Raw genomic sequence first — 18,141 nt, forward strand, 5'->3', positions numbered from 1 at the left:
TGGAATGATAGGATTACAAGAAGATAACAATTTTAAACTTCGTACCATAGAAAGTTTGAAAAATTATGTGTTTTTAGTTGAAGACTACCAACGTGGTTATCAGTGGGATGAACAACAAGTATTAGATCTACTAAATGATATTGATACTTTTGAGCCAAACGCACAGGCACAACAATTTTATTGTTTACAACCCGTGGCAGTCAAAGAAATACAGAGGCAAGAATTGGCTCAATTAATTGAAGACGAAGACTTAAATATCAATGAATTTGAAAAGATTTTTGAATTAATAGATGGTCAACAAAGACTTACAACTATTTTTCTAATATTAAGTCTTTTAACTGCTAATAAGCATCATAAAATTATTTACAGAACTCGAGCAAGCAGTAAGGATTACGTAAATAGAATTAAAACCCAGCCTATAGATGCGAGTATCGATTTAAAAGTCGAGTTAGAGGATTTAAAAATTGCATTAAATAATTCGTGGAAAGGCTATGTGGAGAAGCATAAGCATTTTGACAATGTAGATAATTATCATTTTTACAAAGCTGCACAATTAATTTGTAATTATCCTTACAAAAACAAAGAGGCATTTATAAATAAAATAAGTTTATACACACAAGTAATTTGGTACAACGAGGTTCATAAATCACCTAAAAAACTATTTGCAGATTTAAATAGTGGTAAAATAAAACTAACAGGAGCAGAATTAATTAAAGCTCTTTTTGTATTACATCTTTCTCCACAAAATAATAGTATTTCTTCCGAGGTAGTTCAATTTAAAATTAATGAATTGGCAATAGAATGGGATGAGATAGAATATCAAATGCAGCAAAGTGATTTCTGGTATTTTATAAAAAGTAAAACTAAAAGGGAATATGCATCGCGAATAGGCTACTTATTTGACGTTATTTTAAATGTTATAGACAAAGAAGACGATTTGTATGCTTATAGAATGTATGCAAATAAAGAAGAAGAATTAAATTGGAATACTGTAAAGCTGTTTTTTCAAAAACTTGTAGAATGGTATAATGACCCTTATATCTATCATCGTGTTGGGTTTTTGTTGTTTCAAAGAGACAATAAATTAAATAGTCTTAAAAAGTTAAATGAAAAAAGTATTCGTTTGAGTAAGGAAAATTTTAAAGAAGCTTTAGATGATGAAATTAAAAATGCATTTTCCAAGGTCAAAATAAAAGAGGGAGTAATCACTCAACTTTATCATTTAGATTCTTTGTCCTACAAAACAAATAAATTAGCAATAACACATGTATTGGTGCTATATAATATATGCTTGTATGAAAATCTTATCACCAATTATAAAGTAAACTTTAAAGAGTTTTATAGTCAAACATGGACATTGGAGCATATTTTTCCGCAAAACTTAGCTGTAATAAAAGAAAAAGACGAAGCAATGCTTTTCCTGGAAGATTATAAGTCTTTATTAGATACAAAAAAGGATAAGCAAGAGTTTGATGATATATTGATTTTAGAAGAAAAGTTAAAACATGTTAACGATTCTGGTTTTCAGAAATTAAAGGGTGAGATGCAAGAACTGATAACCACTATTATTCAAAAATTTGGTTTAGATCACATAGGTAATTTAACCTTATTGCATCAAAATGAAAATTCATCAATTGGTAACAAACCGTTTAAAGCCAAGCGTGCAGAAATAATAAACTTTAGTCAAAGTTTAAGAAAAGGGAATCTTAAAACCAGTTTTATTCCTTTAGGAACATTAAATGTGTTTACTAAATTTTATACTACTCAAAGCCATGACTTGCAATTTTCGTACTGGGCTGAAAAAGATGCTATTTCTTATAAAGAAGCTATAAACAGAGCATTGTGTTATGAAAAAAAAACAAAACCCACTGTAATTAATGATGAAGACTCAAAACAGTCTTCTATAAAATATTTGCCTCAATAACATGGAAACATTAGCGAGTACTCTTAAAAATTATAAAATTGAAATCCCTGTTATTCAACGCGATTATGTTCAAGGGAGGGAAGATGCAAAAGCTCACCAAATACGAGAGCAATTTGTAAAAGATTTATTAGATAATTTAATTTCTGATAAAAATGACTTGCATCATTTAGATTTTATATATGGTCGAATTATAGATGATTTAAATACCGATTCATTGAAAAAGAATGCGGAAAGTGTAGAACAGCTTTTAAGTATTTTACGTAAATATCACACTTCATTAGATGTTAAATTATCTGGAGAGTTACCCGTTGTTGATAGAAAGGAATTAATAGCCTTAAACAAAAAATTCCTTCCACTTGATGGGCAACAACGATTAACAACCTTATGGTTATTGCATTTTGTGATAGCGCATCAGTTAGATTATATGCCAGAATGGATGATGAATTTCACTTATAAAACAAGAAAGAGCTCCCGCGATTTTTGTGCAACACTATTGAAACATAATTGCAATCTTATAATATGTGAATCGTACGCTGAAGTTATTCAAAATCAACCTTGGTTTTTTTATAAATGGAAGAATGATCCTACTGTAAAAGGTATGCTTGTTATGTTAGATGAAATTTGGAAACAAATTACAAGTATTACCAATTGGGATGATTCAATAAAATCATGGTGGGATGCCTTAACGGGAGATAATAATAAAATTTGTTTTAGTTTTTTACCATTAGACGAACACAATATAGATGATGAGATATATATAAAGATGAATGCGAGAGGGAAGCAGTTATCTGATTTTGAGATATTTAAAAACTCTTTACTTGAATTTCTGGAAGAATGTTTAATAAATCACCCAGAAACGCTAACTAAAAATGATATTGCGGAGTATGCACATAAATTAGATACCACTTGGTTAGATATATTTTGGGGTGTAAAACGTAAGGGCATCTTTGATATACAAGAAAACTATTTTAATTTTTTTAAATTAAGTATTCTCTACACTTACATTGAAAAACAAAATATAAAAGAGAATGATAAGAATAAAGGAATAGATGCTGATGTAATTAAGCTTTATTTGAAAAATACAAACGAAAGTTCTAAATACGAAAGCCTTTCGTTTCAACAGATGAAAAGCAAATCCTTAATTACGCTCGAAAGCGTTATAGAAACATTTAAACTTTTAGAAATATTTGAAGATAGAGCTTATATCGATAGATTTATTGAATGGCTTCAGGACGAAAAGTTCATTTTTGATGAAACTGGCTTTATTAACCATGAGAATGCATTAGATTCATTGCTTTTCTCTCATTTTAACGAATCGTCTCAAAAAATAGCATATTATGATCGTACATTTTATATAGCTATTATTTCATTTATCAAGAGAAATAGATTTAATCAAGAAAATTTAGAAATTTCATTTAAACGCTATGCTCGATTATGTTATAATTTAGTTTATAATCAAAATTATATACAAAGCCCTGAAACTTTTGGTCAAGCTATTTTATCCGTTATAGAACTTTCAAAAGTAGGAAACAAACTTTATGAGAATCCCAAATTATTAAGAAGTGATACTATTAAGTTTAAACAAAATTCCATTGAGGAGGAGATTCTAAAGCTTGATTTGATTAGAATAAATGCTTCTTATGAAAAAGAGTTTATTAAATTTGAAAGACATCCTTATTTTAAAGGTCAGATTGGCTTTGTTGTAAAAATGAGTGGAGATTTAGAATTTTTTGATATTGAGAGATTTATAGATTATAGAGAGAAATTATTGTTTCTGTTCTCAAGTGAAATGAACACATCTGATCAGAAATTGTTTGATAGAGCATTGCTAACTTATTCTAATTATTTTATTTCACAAGGTCATAGTCGTTGGATGTTTTGTGATTCAAATACTAACTTTCGACTTAAAGAGGAACGTTGGCGTATTGTTTTTGCAAATAATAGGGACAATTTAAAAAAACTTCTTGATCGTTTAGATATTGCCAATATGGAGAAGTCTTTAAAAGAAATTATAAAACAATATAATGGTAGTTCTTGGAGAAAATACTTTATAGAATCGCCTGAATTATGGAAAGCGTGTAATAACAGAACATTTAAAAAGACTGATGATGGTTATAAAGTTAGATTATTAAAAAATGAGAATGCTGGAGGCACGCAACGTGAATTGAGAAGTAAGTTTTTTGAGATTAACTATAAGATGTCAGGAAAATCAATATTACCTTTTGAAAGTTTAAAATATGATGACGTAACGAAGCAAGAAGAGGAGCCTTGTGCATTTTTTGATAACTGGAAATATAAGGGAATGACCTACTTTATGGATATAAGATATATTAATCGAGAATATGAATTGCGATTTTCCTTTAGAGAACAGCAAGGATTACGTTTCGATAACTACATTATAGAAATACTCAATTCATGTGGTTATTATTTATCAGAAAAATATATCGAACCTGCTTATTTAAAAAATATAGTTTCTGATGCTGATTTGGAGATACACGTTGATGGTTTGTTAAATAAATTTACTGAATTAAATAATTCAATTTGAATATGACAAAAGTAGGTAGTATAGAGCGTATTACACAAAACAGAGTAGTTAAATTATTCCGAGAAGAATTAGGCTACACCTATTTAGGTAATTGGGAAGAACGCGAAAGCAATAGTAATATTGAAGAAGCATTACTCACAGCTTATTTAAAACGAAAAGGATATAATAATTTACAAATATCTAAAGCCATTTACGAGCTAAAAAATACTGCTAATAATTTTAGCGATAGTCTATATACAACCAATAAAAATGTATATGAGTTATTACGCTATGGAGCGGATATAAAAACGGAAGTTGGTAAAAATACAGAGAAAGTTCATTTTATAGATTGGAAAAATTGGGATAAAAATGACTTCGCTATTGCAGAGGAAGTCACCATAAAAGGAAATAAAACCAAGAGACCAGATATTGTTATTTATGTAAATGGTATTGCTTTAGGCATATTAGAGTTAAAGAGAAGTACCATAACATTAAATGATGGTATTCGCCAAAATATTACCAATCAACAAGACCGATTTATTGAACCTTTCTTTGCTACTGTTCAATATTTATTTGCAGGTAATGATACAGAGGGTTTCCGCTATGGAGCAATTAAAACGCCCGAAAAATACTATCTAAAATGGAAAGAGGATATAACAGACAACAGTAGGATTCTGTTAGATAAATACCTTCTAAAAATGTGTGATAAAAAACGCTTTTTAGAAATTATCTATGACTTTATTGTGTTTGATGGTGGTGTCAAAAAATTACCAAGAGTACATCAATATTTTGGTGTTAAAGAAGCTCAAAAATATATAAACCGTTATGAAGGAGGTATTATATGGCACACACAGGGAAGTGGTAAAAGTATTGTAATGGTGTATCTGGCAAAATGGGTTTTAGAAAATAATCCGAATTCAAGAGTGGCTATATTAACTGATAGAGACGAGCTGGATAAACAAATTGAGAGCGTTTTTAAAGATGCCGATGAGAAAATTTACCGCACAAAAAGCGGAAAAGACTTAATGCAGAAATTAAGCAATCCAACACCAAGGTTATTATGCTCTTTAGTACATAAGTTCGGCAAAAAAGATACAGGCAATTTTAATCAGTTCATTAAAGAATTAGAAAGTCAGCCATCACAAACGGTAGGTGAATTATTTGTGTTTGTAGATGAATGCCACAGAACACAAGGTGGTCGTTTACATCGTACTATGAAAGCCATGCTACCTAATGCAGTTTTTATTGGTTTTACAGGGACACCTTTACTTAAAAAAGATAAACAAACCAGTTTAGAAATATTCGGTAAGTATATACATACCTATAAGTTTAATGAGGGTGTTGAAGATGGAGTTATTTTAGATTTAGTTTACGAAGCACGAGATATTGACCAACATTTGACCTCTCAAAAAAGAATAGACGAATGGTTTGATGCTAAAACAAGAGGTCTAAATGATTTTCAGAAATCAGAATTGAAAAAGAAATGGGGAACTATGCAAAAAGTATTAAGCAGCCGTTCTCGTATGGAGAAGGTGGTAGCCGATATTATTTTAGATTTTAGTACTAAAAGCCGTTTAAGTTCAGAAAGGGGAAATGCCATTTTGGTGGCAAGATCTATTTACGAAGCCTGTAAATATTATGAGTTGTTTAAGCGTACTAATTCCGAATTAAGAAACAAATTTGCAATTATTACCTCATATAGCCCACAAACCAGTGATATTACTACCGAAGATACCGGAGCGAGCACAGACACTGAAAAAGAGTTTATGTATAATTTATACACCGATCTATTGGGCGATAAATCCACAGAACAATACGAAGATTGGGCGAAGGCGAAATTTTGTAATGAACCTGCTAACATGAAACTCTTAATTGTTGTGTCAAAATTATTAACTGGTTTTGACGCACCAAGTTGTTCCTACCTATATATTGATAAAAGCATGCAGGATCATGGTTTGTTTCAAGCAATATGTCGAGTAAATCGATTGGATACCGAAGACAAACAATTTGGATACATTGTAGATTATATGGATTTATTTACAAAAGTAGAAAATGCCGTAGCGGTTTACACAGCAGATTTAGACTATGATGAATTTGAGGCTAAAGATATAGACGTTATGCTTCAAGATCGAATGAAAATGGGGAAAGAACGTTTAGATGATGCATTAGAAGAATTACATATTTTATGTGAACCTGTTGCTCACCCAAAAGGCACGATGGATTATATTCGTTATTTCTGTGGTAATACCGAGATTGAAGAGGAGTTAAAAGCGAGGGAAACACAACGTAATGCTTTGTATAAAAAAACGGTTTCATTAATCCGTGCTTATGCAAATATAGCAGACGACATGGAAGGAGCTGGTTATACTGAAGGAGACGTTATTAGCATAAAAAAAGAGTTAGACTATTACTTAAAATTGCGTGAAGAAATTAGACAAGCAAGTGGAGAAGTATTAGACTTAAAGACCTATGAAGCAGATATGCGCCATTTGATTGACACGTATATTCAAGCTGATGAGCCTGAAACAATCTCTCCTTTTGCAGATATGTCATTATTAGATATTATAGTAAAGACTGGAATTGCAGATGCGATAAACTCCATGCCAGATGGTATCAAATATAATCAAGGAGCCATTGCCGAAACAATTGAAAATAATGTTCGAAAAAAAATTATTAAGGATCATTTAATTGATCCCGCATTTTTTGATGAAATGTCGAAGCTTTTAGCGGAAATAATTAAAGAACGAAAGGCAAATGCTATCAGTTATGCAGAGTATTTGAAGAAGATTGCTGAATTGGCAAAAAAGGTAAATGAAGGCAAAGGAGAAGAAACGCCTGACGCATTGGTCACCATGGCACAAAGAGCTTTGTATAACAATTTGGATAAAAATGAAGCGTTAGCTATGCAACTTGATAATGCGGTTAGAAACGTTAAGCGAGACGGTTGGCGAGGTAATTTACCAAAAGAGCGAGAGATTAAAGCGGAAATTTATAAGCAGCTTGCTACATATGAAGTTGAAACAGGAATTGATATCGCACAGGAGCCACCAGCACCTTTTGGGTTAGAAAACAAAGTGGAATATATTTTCAATATTGTAAGAGAACAGAAAGAGTACTAATGGAGCATATAGAATTAGGAAGTATAAAAGTTGAAGTAGAAAAGAAGGATATTAAAAATATTCATTTAAGTGTCTACCCACCAGATGGAGCTGTTCGCATTGCAGCACCCAATAGAATGGATATGGATACGATTCGTGTGTTTGCCTTAAATAAATTAAAGTGGATAAAAAAACAGCAAGAAACCTTTAAAAATCAGGAGCGTGAAACACCTCGCGAATACTTGACTAAAGAAAGCCACTATTTTTTAGGGAAACGTTATTTGTTGCAAGTTATAGAACACGATCAGTCACCAAAAGTAATTTTGAAACATGAAACAATTGAGCTTTATATAAAACCAAATACGTCGTTGGAAAAAAGAAAAGAGGTTATTGATGAATGGTATCGTTCTGAATTAAAATCTATGCTTCCAAAGCTCATAAGCAAATGGGAAATAGTGATAGGTGTTCAATCTAATGAGTTTAGCATAAAGAAAATGCGAACTAAATGGGGAACTTGTAACACCGAAGCAAAACGCATTTGGCTTAATTTAGAATTAGCTAAAAAGCCTTTAAAATGTATCGAATTTATTATAGTACACGAACTTGTACACTTGTTAGAACGCAGTCATAGCGAAATTTTTGTAAGCTATATGAACGAATTTATGCCTAAATGGCGACTGTATAGAGAAGAATTAAATAACTTGCCTTTTAGGCATGTGGATTGGAAGTATTAATTGTTAATCATAAAAGTTAAAAAATAATTAAAAAATTAAAAGCATTGTATAGAATATGTTAATGTTCCGTAATTAATGTATTCTATGGAACACAATCATAATTTTAGGCTCTTTTTAGACAGGTTTATTACAAACTGTAAAACGTATAAATGGAAGTTGAATAATTTGCCTATTACATGAAAATTTTATTAGGCTATTCAATTAATAATGTCACAAAATATTTAATTTAAAGTGATATTAAGTAAATTAACATTTTGAGTGCTTAAAATCAGAGGCTAATAGTTGAGTGTAATCAAAATAAAAAATCAAATCATGTTTAGAAATTATCCAATTGAATTGAATCTTGATATTAAAAACGAGGAAGAATTAAGGATGAGAATAATATCTTTAAGAGAAATATTTGACTCTGGTGTGAATGAAACTGTTTTTAAGGCAATTGTATCTAATTTACATAATAATCAACAACAATCATCTGCTAATTGGAACAAAAAAACAAAGGAGGAATGGGTTAATTTCTTGACCCCCTTTATAGGTGGTAGAACATTGAATATAGTACAATTAGATTTACTATTTAATTATTTGATTACATACCATTCAGGAATCATTCACAATAATGGAGGTACATTTGCTATGACGATCCATCGTTTAAATTATGACGGTAGATTCCTTTTTGAATTTATTGCTTTACATGCAATGGACGTAAATTAGATAAATATGATTGGAAGAATACTTAAATATTCTGATTTTTTTGCTGCTGCTCCTCCTGTTAATAAATTTGATTTAGTTAAGAATATACCTAGAGTAGAATTAATTGCTACAATATCGGGAGTTAATCATAATATAAAGAACCCAATAAGTGTCGATTTTGATAATTCTTGGAAAAACCAAATTAAACTTATAGAGATAATATTTCTTGTCAATCAAAATGAATCTAATAGGCAATATTCTGATATACATTGCAGAAAATTTGTGGATACTTACAAAAAGGAAAATGGTTCTGTAACTTTGTTTACAAGAGTTTCTTGTTTGTATGGATTAAACGAAATAATATTTTCCAAAGAAATTATACATGAAGATGTTTCAAAATATAAATTTACTTCAGTTGATACCGAAAATATTTTTAAGTTTTTGATTCTATGTAATGCGGAGCTTTTAAGCTATAATGATAATTATCGTAATGAAATAAATTCAAAAAATTTAGGGAATAAATTTTTTGAAGTATTCATGTTTAAAGAGATCCCACACAATCAATATTACTATATTCAAAACCCTTTAAATTTATTTCAAAGAGCTGTTCATCTTTTTAAATATATTGGCAAATCATATCCTAAAGAGCTTAATGATTTTGTTTCTAATTTCAAAGTCAAATCACCAGAGGAGTTCATAAGTGTTATTGGTAACTTTTTTTTGTCCAAAGGGTCTCTTCCTCAACAATTACAAGTTTTTTACATTCCCCATAACGATAAGGATGCAATTTTAAGGCTCAATCAGTTTAGTGTAAGAGGTCAAGGAAAATCGAATACGGGAATAAAGAAGTTTGAATTTCTTGAAATAAAGAAAGCACCATTTTATTGTAATGAAGGTGAAGACCATAATATTTACATATTGATGGACAATGTTTTTTTTGCAGAGAAATGTTATGATTTGTTTTTTTGGGATTTTTATTTTGACCAATTAAAAAATAATGGCTTGAATTTAGAGGCTTGGGGAGGGTATGTAGGATTGTTTTTTGAAGAGCATATCGAATTTATATTAAAATATTCTTTTGAAACACAAAGAGATGTTCTCTTGAAAACTACTAATGAATTACTCATAAGTGGTAAAGAATATGCTGATTTTTATATAAGAAGGAAAAGACAACTTATTATTGGACAAGCTAAACGTACATATTTACCCCAAATTGTTTATAAAGAAGTATATTCTTTAAAGGACTATGATAATATTGATAAGGAGGAGTTTTACAGACGTTTTGGGTTGTATCAACTTGTCGAAACATCTTTGAGAGAGTTTGATAAATACATAAATATCATTGACCCTGAAATACCTAAAAACAAACTGTTTATTTACCCTGTATTAGTAATTAATGAACCAATAGTTTCATCAGGTGTCGCTTCTTATAATTTTGATAAAAAATTTGAAGAGTTATTAAATAAAGAAGGGATAAGCAGAGATAGTATTAAATGGAGAATAAATAAAGTTACTGTTATTCATATTAATGAACTTGAAAATTTACAGCAAAGTTTAAGGGATAAGGACTTTAGGCTTGATAATTTCCTTCAAGCATATGCTGACAATTCTTCTCCGCAATTAATGAACGATGCTTACGCACAGTTTTTAAATTTTGATAACTTTATTAGAAAAAAAGTAAAAGAAAAAGCAATTCCAGTTTATATAATGGATAAAGAAAAGGGGGTGCTGAAACTATTTATTGATTTTATTGGATTAAAATGATATTTGAAATATATTTATATAAGAGATAAATAGAAAATTATTATGAGTCGTATAGAAATAAAATGTAGAACAGCATCAAAAGTAGAAGAAGGGGTTGTAATTAAACCTTCTCAATTACTAACAGAATCTATAATCCATTTAGAACCAGATAAAATGCCCACTGCTGAAACTATTGAATTGATAAGACAACAGTTTAGCCATATTGCCGTATTATATTCCCTTCCAGACGGAGAGGCTTGTACTTGTGAAATAAGACTAATTGATTGATTAATCAGTTGTAAAAAGCTTTTTGGATTTGAGCTCTCCTTTAACATAATTGAAAACGTTATATGCGTTTTCATGTTTTTAAATATGTTCTTCAAATAATAGTTTATTAAAACTTTAAAAAATAGTATTTAAATAAGTTATTAATTTCGGAGTCACCTAATGTTTGTTTTGGTTAATTCTTCTTTGTTATTTGAAATATAATTAATTAATAACACAACTGCTTGAAAAACATCTCCACTTCCTTCTGAAAAACATCTAAAGGAATCCTATGCGCTAAATCATTATAAACGTTTACTTGGTAGTTTGGATGCTTGTCTAAAGTATTTGCCAAGAAATTAAGTGTTCCTTTCGGTTTTACCACGTCGTCCTGTGTTCCTAAAACAATTTGTTTAAAGGGACTTTTTTTATATTGGATATTTGGTACATTTTGATAGACTGAACGTTCTGCTAAAGCAGGATTTAAAAGTAGGGCAGGACATTGCAATACATTAGACACATAATATCCAGCAAAACCACCCATGCTGCTGCCTATTAAGACGTCTATTTTGCGATTATGATAAGAAGCGCTTAACTTGGTTATAGAATCTGGTATCACTTCATAATCTATGAATGGTGCATCTACTTCTCCATATTGTTCTAATATCTCTCTTTTTTCTGGGCTTAGAGTCCCGTTTAATCCGTGTATGTATAAAATGTTCATTGGTTTGTAATGTCTTTAAAATATTCATAAATCATAACCATAGCCAAGGTGTCCAATTCGCAGTAGCGTAATAGTCCTTGATGAATTGCGTCTCGTTCTTCTATTGGCATCTCTAGGAATTGCAACTTGCCATAGGCAAATAGGGCAGCGCCACCATCTGCTATTTCAGGCACGCTTTGAGAAGCGTGTTCTGCTGCTGCTTCCAGCGTATCATAATCAAATCCTTCAAAAATAGGGGGTAAGTTTTTATATGGGCTGACTACCATACCGTTTTCCATCTGAATGAACACATGTGTATTATTAAAATTCTTGCTGGTTAGATTTATATCACCAATAGGCTTTTTATACTTTTCTTGAAGAAAAGTACTTGAATGTAAAACCGCTGGAAGAATGGCTTTAATGGAATTGGAGCCTACTGTTATAGGATCGTAATAATAATTAACGACCGTTCGTTGTAAATCAATCATATCTCTATCTCCAGTCCAATTTGCTGAACTGCTATTTGTACTGTGACTTATAGATTGAATGAAGTCCATGAGGTCGGTTTTATCTTCTTCATTTGAATTTTGAAGCTGATTATAAATAACATTCACGATGGTGTTTTCATGATTGTGATAACGTAAAATACTGCCGTCATTTACCGATAGAGATTCTTTTAAAGCTCGGATAAAATGGAAGTTAGGAAAAACACCAATTTCTGTATTTAGATATTCATGGTGATGCTCTAATCGTCCATCTTCATAAACAATATGATGTGAAAACTGAAATGCTAATTGCTCATAAGGACGTAAATTCTTTAAAAATGGAATAGCGACTGCTGTTGTTTCAAAGTCGATAAAATTAAGCGGGTATTTCCAACTTGCTAATTCGTTTCTTAAATTTACTAAATCAACATAAGGTGTTGTGTCTTGATTTATTTCCTTTTCTATTTGTAGCCATTGACGCTCACTTCGGCTCAACTTGTCAGCATCTATTTTGATATTAAAATCGTTTTCTGTGAGTTGTTTCATGAAATATCGACCATCATCCAATGCGTTTTTTGCGGGATTAAACCAGACATCATAGCTTTTCGGTTGATTTATGGCTTCATGTGACAGCTTTAATTGTTCTTGCCAACATTCGTGGAAGCCACTTTTGGTTTCAGGAGTTATATGTTCTAAATAATACTCACAGCCTTTGCAATGTCCACCAATAGCAGTCTTTAGTTTTGTATCGTTAATATAGTTCTCTAAATAATAATTAACTAATTCTGAAAAGGACTTTGTCTCGTCGACAGGGTTTTCACTTAGAATGTAATTAACTTCTTCATTGACTGAAATATTGGTAAGAATGGATTCACCTAAATCTGAAATGGAAATACCTTCTTTTTTAATAATTCCAGTACGATTATCTGATGAAGTTGCGACCTTAAAAAATTGATTTAACCCATCCACAGTAGTAGTGGCATCTTTATCTACTAATTTTAAAAATGACGTTATTTGCCAATTTGGATGGCATTTTTGGATTACAAATTTTTGAAAAGCAATGTCATATAGGAATGTTGTCCATCCGCCGCCTAACGAGCCATTTCCATTAAAAAAGGATTGATGATTCGCACTTCGCATAGATTTGGCTTTAACCTCAATTAGGTTGATGTTGTTACCTTTCTTTTCTAAAATATCGACCCTTATAAATAAGCCATCGTGTAGAAAGGCTGCTTCAAATATGGTTACATTCTCTTGTTCTAATAACGCTGCTGTTTTTTGAGCGAGTAGATCATAATTCCAATCGTCTCCTAAAATGGCAATACCATCAGGATAATACATGCGTGCCAATTCTTCTACTTGGAATCCGCCTTGTGCTAAACCTTGTAAAAATGAATCCGTTTCACTTTGGTTTTCATACGCTTCTTTTCTGGTGTAAAACAATTTGGTTGGGCAATCAAGTGCCAACTTAAAACGGGACTTGGTTAGGTGTCTTGGCTTTGGTTTGCTCATTAGTTGTTGTATTTATTACTTATATCTTTCAAGTGTTGTTTAATTATATTTCTGAATGATTTAGGAGCCAAGACTTCCGATTCAATACTCATTTTTAATATTTCAATAGTAAATTCATAATTTGGAATGAGGTAATAATTTGCGTGCCAGTACCCATTTTCGTTGCATGCTGTGATGGTTTGAGAATGATGCAAAGGCAAACTTTCTAAATACTTTTTATGTCTATCGGTTATTTTTAAAACGACCTGTTCTGGTTTGTCTTGACTATAATTTAAACCAACAACATTGTAAAAGCGTTTGGTTTGTTTTAAAAATGGGGCTTTATCCAATTTCGACGTTTTACCTAATTTGATATTTGAAATGCGTTCAATACCAAAGGTTCTAATTTCTTTTTCTCCTTCTGGAACGCCAATCACATACCATCTGTTAATATACTCTTTCAGTATTATTGGGGTTATGATTTTGGCATTATGACTGTTTCGATGAAAATTATAATGTGTAAACTCTAAATCACGTTCTTGTTTAATTGCCAACAATATCGTTTCCAAATTGTCTAAGCCTTTTAAATTACTGGAATCGTCAAAGGACACATAATCTAATATCTTTTGACTGCCTTTTAAGCCGTCCGAGAACACTTCGGTGAGTGTTACCAATTCCAAAAATTTAAAAAACGATTCTACTTTCACACTTTTCTCTTTATCAATATAATATCCGTTATGCTGTTTATCATAAGTCAATTCGATTCCGAAATCAGATTTTATTTTCTCAAAATCACGTTCTAATGTTCTTGGTGATACTGTAAAATCCTTTTCCGTTAAAAACTCTAAAATCCGTTCTTTGGAAGCGTGTTTTTCATCATTTATAAATTGAATTACGAATTGTAAGCGTCTTGATATATGGTATTTAGACATATAATACGAATTTAATAAGTGAAACCGTCAAAACATGACGATGTTATATTTGCCTTTTGGCAGACAGGAATATAGGGATTCTTTTTTAGTTCGACATAGTTTGGCGATGTGCTTTTGTTGTTTTGTGTTATAATCTTAAAAACCCATAGTTATGAGTGTGAAATTATTGACATTGAAAGAATCATTTTTAAGCAAACAAGCCCAGCTTGAAATTACCAGAACCACTTTAAAATCCGAGTTTTTTGGTATCGATAAAGCAATTGATGAGCTAATAAACAACACCCGTTCCTGGTATGTGCTAAATGGGTATCAAAATAGACCATTAGTTGTTAATCTTTGGGGCTTAACTGGTGTCGGCAAGACATCTTTGATAACACGTTTAGCAGAGTTACTGTCTTACCAAGACCGACTTTTTAAATTTGATTTAGGCGATAAAAACGGAAGTAATTCTTTTAAAGATAATATTAATGACGTGTGCGAAAAAGATGAAAACGAGCCAATAATAATTGTGTTAGATGAATTTCAGCATTGTCGCACGTTAAAAGGTCCTATGCGGACAGAGGTGGATAGCGATGCCAATCGAAAAGTCTGGGAGCTTATTGATTCGGGTAAAATAGATTATTTTAATTGGTATCATGGGTTAAGTAGGTTGAGTGCTTATGTAAAAAAACTTAAATATTTTATTGAAAATGGTGTAGCTGTTAAAAATGGACTGGTTGTTAAAGGTTGGACCCAATATTCCGCTGAATTTAATGAAGACGATGCGTTTTCTGTGCCCAGCAGCAAAGCAGAGAAACACTTTATAGATAACGGTAATTACGATAAGATTATGGAATATGCTGGAGCACATTATAATTTCACTCTTGAAAGTGAGCTCAAAGCTTATTTATTTACTTTGAATGGTGAAGAATCTGTTAACTTTTTGATAGATGTTATACGTATAGCAAGTAGGCCACAAGTTAAAAACTTCTCAAAAGCCCTCATTTTTATTATTGGTAATTTGGATGAGGCATATAGTATGAGTGCTAATTTAAGTGCTGATATTGATGCAGATACTTTTTATGAAGCATCGATAAAAATTACGGTTCCACAAATAAAACGTGCGCTAACGGAACGCTTTAGAAATGAACAAATTGCTCGACTGGGTAACATTCATATAATCTATCCAGCTTTAAACAAAAAAGCGTATCAAAATATTATTCAACATGAATTGGAGAACGTAAAGAAACAAACGCGTGAAGATTTGGATTTAGAACTTGAATTTGAAGGCTCGGTTAGACAACTAATTTATAAAGAAGGTGTTTTTCCCACCCAAGGCGTGAGACCTTTATTAACAACTATTAATTATTTAATAAAAACTAATTTACCTGTATACTTTTCAGAGATATTGATACATAATCTACAAGTGAATCGATTACGTTTTGTTGTTGCTGAAAAGCAGCTCATTTGTTTTTATAGTGATGAAAATGACGAGGTTCATGAAAAAGCGGTTTATATAGAAACGCCACTGGAGGACATCCGTGTTTCTAAAAAAGATGATATGCAAGCTATAACAGCTGTTCATGAAAGTGGACATGCGCTGATTTCAGCTTTGCTTTTAAGGGTCATTCCTGATCATGTATACTCCGTTACCACCGAAACAGATGCCAACGGATTTGTATATAGTAAGTTTCCTTGGAAATATGTTGCAAAGCAGGAGATTGTGAAGCGCGTCGCCATGTATTTGGGTGGATTTGTTGCTGAAGAACTGGTGTTTGGAGAAGAAAATATGACCACAGGAAGCAGTAATGATATTCAATCTGCTACCAAATTTTTAAGTCGCATGTATAAAACAGAAGGTCTTGGTGCTTTGCCAATTTATTATAATTTGGATGCAACTGATGCCCTTGCCATTCATGATGTTAAAGCTGTGGAATTAGAAATTCAAGAAACTATAAAAAAGGGTTATTCGCTTGCAAAAGAAACGATAGAACGTGAGATGAATTTGTTATTAACCATGTCTGATTATTTAAGTGATCATAGTTTTATTGAAAAGGACAACTTGAAGCAGATGATTCAAAATCATAAGATTTCGGAAGTGGAATTTTTGGAAAATAATGACCATGTTTTCTACCGCTGGCATTTGAAGAATACTATTTCCGATTTTCAAAATGAAACTTATGTTGGCTTTGAAAATATTTGTTTGAACCGAAATAATAATATTGATTAACTTTTTACATTGCTTAAAAACTACGTTTTAATACAAGTCAATTGTTTTAATTGTGAGGTTTATTATATATTTAATGTCAATCGTTTAATTCTAACGCTACATCAATGATTTTAAGAAAGTTAAATAATAATATTAACGAAGAATATTATTTGGCCAATATCGAAGCAAATAATGAAGATTTTAGAGAGAGTTTAATTAATAATAATTTCAATTTTCCAGAAGAAACTCCAGTTGAAATACATCCTTATTTGGATATGTTTGAATTGCAGAGCTATAATAAGTATATAATCGGTACGTTTCCCCCAATTGGTTATATGCGAGATCAATTGAATATACCAAATGAATTAGGTACAGTGCTCGTAAAGCCGAAGATTCCATTTTATCACGGAAATGATTGTGTTATGTGGAAAGTTTTTTTTGATGAGCATGAACTTGATCAAATTGGTCCAATGATTGCCGATAATGACCAAAGATTTAATCAACGACAATTAATTATAGATAAATTGAATGAAAAAGAAATAAATTATTCTGATATAATTTATTCAGTAAAAAGGACTGCTTATGACACGAAAGACCAATCGTTGCATAATATCGTTCCAAATTATAAACTAATTTGTCATATTTTAACCAATGAAAATGCTGTATATCTTAATTTCAATACTTCAACGGTTTTCAGTAATCAAGAATTAGGGATAGTACCAAATAATCATGGAGTTCATATTGCTGGAGATTTAAGAGAAAGTATAGTGGGGTCTTACAATTTGTTTTTGAAAATTCTACAAAAGTTGGAATTTAAACTCGAAGTAAATTTGATGAACGATAATAATTGGATTGTCATAAATCAAGAAAGCGCGGAATATTTAAACACCTCCTATAGATTTAAGGCGTATTCTAAATTGAGAATCTCAACTATAAATAAAGTTATGATAAATTTGGTTGAGTTTGAAAATTTCCACAAAGAATTAATAATTATTACAGGACCAAGTCCTTCTGGACAGGCAAGTAGGAGTATGGGAAGGAATTTAATATATCAGAATTGGCGAGAATTAAATCAAAACCATAATATAGCAACGCCAACGATTGCATTTAGAAAGGACTTTTATCAAAATTTTATTGATCAACCAGAATTATTAATTGAATGGAATATTTAATAATAATATAAGCATGTTGTCCCTAATGTTGTCCCCTTAAAAAAGAAAAACCCCATAAACATTACGTTTATGGGGTTTTCTGGTGGTGCCTCCAGGAATCGAACCAGGGACACAAGGATTTTCAGTCCTTTGCTCTACCAACTGAGCTAAGGCACCAGCGCTAAATGCGGTTGCAAATATAGCGTGTTTTTATTAT

The 18,141-nt window shown here is 31.2% G+C and carries 12 protein-coding genes and 1 tRNA gene; 9 read left to right on the forward strand and 4 right to left on the reverse strand.

The features are described from left to right. Nucleotides 1-4: 4 nt before the first annotated feature. The 7 genes from ES674_RS05210 to ES674_RS05240 all read left to right on the forward strand — a co-directional run bounded on the left by ES674_RS05210 (nt 5) and on the right by ES674_RS05240 (nt 10,998). Nucleotides 5-1,924, forward strand: coding sequence for a DUF262 domain-containing protein (locus ES674_RS05210; RefSeq protein WP_148402912.1), 1,920 nt, complete (start codon nt 5-7; stop codon nt 1,922-1,924). A 1-nt stretch (nt 1,925) separates the two neighbouring features. Then, nucleotides 1,926-4,469 carry a GmrSD restriction endonuclease domain-containing protein gene (locus tag ES674_RS05215; protein WP_148402913.1) on the forward strand — a complete coding sequence of 848 codons (2,544 nt, stop codon included), beginning with the start codon at nt 1,926-1,928 and terminating at the stop codon, nt 4,467-4,469. 2 nt (nt 4,470-4,471) lie between these two features. After that, nucleotides 4,472-7,567: a type I restriction endonuclease subunit R gene (locus tag ES674_RS05220; protein ID WP_148402914.1), complete on the forward strand. Its 3,096-nt coding sequence runs from the start codon at nt 4,472-4,474 to the stop codon at nt 7,565-7,567. Beyond that, nucleotides 7,567-8,280 carry a M48 family metallopeptidase gene (locus tag ES674_RS05225; RefSeq protein ID WP_148402915.1) on the forward strand — a complete coding sequence of 238 codons (714 nt, stop codon included), beginning with the start codon at nt 7,567-7,569 and terminating at the stop codon, nt 8,278-8,280. The genes ES674_RS05220 and ES674_RS05225 overlap by 1 nt, the downstream gene beginning before the upstream one ends. A 312-nt stretch (nt 8,281-8,592) precedes the next feature. Further along, nucleotides 8,593-8,988, forward strand: coding sequence for a hypothetical protein (locus tag ES674_RS05230; protein ID WP_148402916.1), 396 nt, complete (start codon nt 8,593-8,595; stop codon nt 8,986-8,988). A gap of 6 nt (nt 8,989-8,994) precedes the next feature. Next, nucleotides 8,995-10,731: a hypothetical protein gene (locus tag ES674_RS05235; RefSeq protein ID WP_148402917.1), complete on the forward strand. Its 1,737-nt coding sequence runs from the start codon at nt 8,995-8,997 to the stop codon at nt 10,729-10,731. Between the two features lie 42 nt (nt 10,732-10,773). Further along, entirely contained in the window at nt 10,774-10,998 is a 225-nt protein-coding gene (locus ES674_RS05240; RefSeq protein WP_148402918.1) for a hypothetical protein, read from the forward strand. Between the two features lie 205 nt (nt 10,999-11,203). Here ES674_RS05240 and ES674_RS05245 read toward each other — a convergent pair whose 3' ends face one another. The 3 genes from ES674_RS05245 to ES674_RS05255 are packed head-to-tail and all read right to left on the reverse strand — an operon-like array spanning nt 11,204 to nt 14,585. Then, nucleotides 11,204-11,698, reverse strand: a complete 495-nt coding sequence (locus ES674_RS05245; protein ID WP_148402919.1) for a YqiA/YcfP family alpha/beta fold hydrolase — start codon at nt 11,696-11,698, stop codon at nt 11,204-11,206. Further along, nucleotides 11,695-13,674 carry a DUF2779 domain-containing protein gene (locus tag ES674_RS05250; RefSeq protein WP_148402920.1) on the reverse strand — a complete coding sequence of 660 codons (1,980 nt, stop codon included), beginning with the start codon at nt 13,672-13,674 and terminating at the stop codon, nt 11,695-11,697. Before ES674_RS05250 ends, ES674_RS05245 begins: the two co-directional genes overlap by 4 nt. Then, entirely contained in the window at nt 13,674-14,585 is a 912-nt protein-coding gene (locus tag ES674_RS05255; protein WP_148402921.1) for a helix-turn-helix transcriptional regulator, read from the reverse strand. The genes ES674_RS05250 and ES674_RS05255 overlap by 1 nt, the downstream gene beginning before the upstream one ends. Before the next feature lie 151 nt (nt 14,586-14,736). On the opposite strand from ES674_RS05255, the gene ES674_RS05260 reads away from it, so the two are divergent. Both ES674_RS05260 and ES674_RS05265 read left to right on the forward strand, forming a co-directional pair. Beyond that, the gene (locus ES674_RS05260; protein ID WP_148402922.1) at nt 14,737-16,794 is read left to right on the forward strand and encodes an AAA family ATPase; all 2,058 of its coding nucleotides are present in this window, start codon (nt 14,737-14,739) and stop codon (nt 16,792-16,794) included. A gap of 104 nt (nt 16,795-16,898) precedes the next feature. Then, nucleotides 16,899-17,945 (forward strand): hypothetical protein, encoded by a 1,047-nt coding sequence (locus tag ES674_RS05265; protein WP_148402923.1) that lies wholly within the window; start codon nt 16,899-16,901, stop codon nt 17,943-17,945. A gap of 80 nt (nt 17,946-18,025) precedes the next feature. Here the strand turns inward: ES674_RS05265 and ES674_RS05270 are convergent. Then, nucleotides 18,026-18,101: transfer RNA gene (locus ES674_RS05270), tRNA-Phe, on the reverse strand. Nucleotides 18,102-18,141: the final 40 nt, after the last annotated feature.

It is taken from the genome of Bizionia myxarmorum, assembly GCF_008086205.1.
GTDB classification, from domain to species: domain Bacteria; phylum Bacteroidota; class Bacteroidia; order Flavobacteriales; family Flavobacteriaceae; genus Algorimicrobium; species Algorimicrobium myxarmorum.

Coding starts and splice junctions, on each gene's coding strand:
- ES674_RS05210 (WP_148402912.1), top strand. CDS start 5: ATGATAGGATTACAAGAAGATAACAATTTTAAACTTCGTACCATAGAA.
- ES674_RS05215 (WP_148402913.1), top strand. CDS start 1,926: ATGGAAACATTAGCGAGTACTCTTAAAAATTATAAAATTGAAATCCCT.
- ES674_RS05220 (WP_148402914.1), top strand. CDS start 4,472: ATGACAAAAGTAGGTAGTATAGAGCGTATTACACAAAACAGAGTAGTT.
- ES674_RS05225 (WP_148402915.1), top strand. CDS start 7,567: ATGGAGCATATAGAATTAGGAAGTATAAAAGTTGAAGTAGAAAAGAAG.
- ES674_RS05230 (WP_148402916.1), top strand. CDS start 8,593: ATGTTTAGAAATTATCCAATTGAATTGAATCTTGATATTAAAAACGAG.
- ES674_RS05235 (WP_148402917.1), top strand. CDS start 8,995: ATGATTGGAAGAATACTTAAATATTCTGATTTTTTTGCTGCTGCTCCT.
- ES674_RS05240 (WP_148402918.1), top strand. CDS start 10,774: ATGAGTCGTATAGAAATAAAATGTAGAACAGCATCAAAAGTAGAAGAA.
- ES674_RS05245 (WP_148402919.1), bottom strand. CDS start 11,698: ATGAACATTTTATACATACACGGATTAAACGGGACTCTAAGCCCAGAA.
- ES674_RS05250 (WP_148402920.1), bottom strand. CDS start 13,674: ATGAGCAAACCAAAGCCAAGACACCTAACCAAGTCCCGTTTTAAGTTG.
- ES674_RS05255 (WP_148402921.1), bottom strand. CDS start 14,585: ATGTCTAAATACCATATATCAAGACGCTTACAATTCGTAATTCAATTT.
- ES674_RS05260 (WP_148402922.1), top strand. CDS start 14,737: ATGAGTGTGAAATTATTGACATTGAAAGAATCATTTTTAAGCAAACAA.
- ES674_RS05265 (WP_148402923.1), top strand. CDS start 16,899: ATGATTTTAAGAAAGTTAAATAATAATATTAACGAAGAATATTATTTG.